At 72.0% G+C, this 1,600-nt stretch carries 1 protein-coding gene; it reads right to left on the bottom strand.

Translation table 11 applies throughout. From position 1 onward, the window contains the following. Positions 1-260: 260 nt before the first annotated feature. Positions 261-1,600: Nramp family divalent metal transporter (locus tag CNO22_RS26920; RefSeq protein WP_332870112.1), on the bottom strand; the 1,340-nt coding region annotated here is incomplete at its 5' end.

The following is a 1,600-nucleotide window of genomic DNA, read 5'->3' as shown; positions in this document are numbered from 1 at the left end:
TTTCAGTATATTGTCATCTGTCTTTAGGATTGTGTGTTTTTTTTTTTGCGGATGCGGCGACCGACACGTGTTACGCGTAGGGCGTCGTGTGAGGCGGAACATTGGAATAAGAGCCAGACACCCGACGACCCCGGCGGCGACCCGGGCGGCGTCCCCGAACCCGCCTGACGTCCCTGACGCGCCGAGGTCGACGAACTCGTGGTCATCAGGCCGTGATCACCACGAGTTCGTCGATCTCGCCGAGGCGGGCGCCGGGGTCGTCAGCCCAGGACGAGCCCCACCAGCAGGTGGGCGTTGAGGCCGATGATCAGCGCCGCCACCACGGCGCCGGCGACCGTGGTGACCCGCCGGTTCACCCAGCCGCCCATGAGGTCGCGCCGGCTGGTCAGCCACAGCAGCGGCACCAGCGCGAACGGGATGCCGAACGAGAGCACGACCTGCGACCAGACCAGCGCGGTCGTCGGGTCGCCGCCGAGTCCCAGCACGAGCAGGGCCGGGGCCAGCGTGATCAGCCGGCGGGTGAGCACCGGGATGTGCCGGCGCAGGAAGCCGGCCATGACCACCTGGCCGGCGTGCGTGCCGACCGAGGACGAGGCGAACCCCGAGGCCAGCAGGGCCAGGGCGAACGCCAGCGCCGCCCCCGCGCCGAGCTGCTCGCCGAGCCCGGTGTGCACGGACTCCAGCGAGGCCGCGTCGTCGCCACCGGCGAACAGCTGCGCCGCGATCACCAGCATCGCGGCGTTGACCAGCCCGGCCAGCCCCATGGCCAGCAGCACGTCGAGCCGCTGGGCCCGCAGCAGCCGGCGCCGTCCCTCGTGGGTCTTCCCGGCGGTGACGACGTCGCCGTAGCGGCCCGGGGTGAGCGCGGAGTGCACGTAGATGACGTGCGGCATCACCGTCGCGCCGAGGATGCCGGCGGCCAGCACCAGGCTGTCGGGGCCGGCGAAGGAGGGCACCAGACCGCCGGCCAGCCCGCCCACGTCGACGCCCGAGCCGACCAGCGTGTAGCCGAAGCCCAGCCCGATGACCAGCAGCAGGCCGGTGATCACCCGCTCGAACGGCCGGTGCCCGCGGGACTGCGCGGCCAGCAGCAGGAAGGCGACGACGGCGGTGATCAGTCCGCCGATCGGCAGCGGAACGCCGAACAGCAGGTTCAGTGCCACCGCGCCGCCGACGATCTCGGCCAGGTCGGTGGCGATCGCGACCGCCTCCGCCTGCAGCCACAGCCCCCAGGTGACCGGCCGCGGCAGCTGCTCGCGGCAGTTGGTGGCCAGGTCGCGGCCGGTGGCCAGGCCCAGCTTCGCGGTCAGCGACTGGATGAGCATCGCCATGAGGTTGGCCGCGACGATCACCCACAGCAGCGTGTAGCCGAAGGCGGCACCGCCGGAGAAGTTGGTCGCGAAGTTGCCCGGGTCCACGTAGGCGACCGCGGCCACGAACGCCGGCCCGAGCAGCGGCCAGATGCGGCGTCGGCCCGTGGCCTCGGGCGGCCGTCTCGGCGTGCCGACCAGCGTGGTCGGCAGGACGGCGGCCTCGGTCTTCGACAGGTACACGGCGGCCTCGCAGCGGGGGGCGGGTGCGCTGTCTCTTATACACCTCC

Source organism: Geodermatophilus chilensis (genome assembly GCF_002802985.1).
Classification (GTDB): Bacteria; Actinomycetota; Actinomycetes; order Mycobacteriales; family Geodermatophilaceae; genus Geodermatophilus; species Geodermatophilus chilensis.
This window is presented reverse-complemented; position numbering and strand designations above follow the sequence as displayed.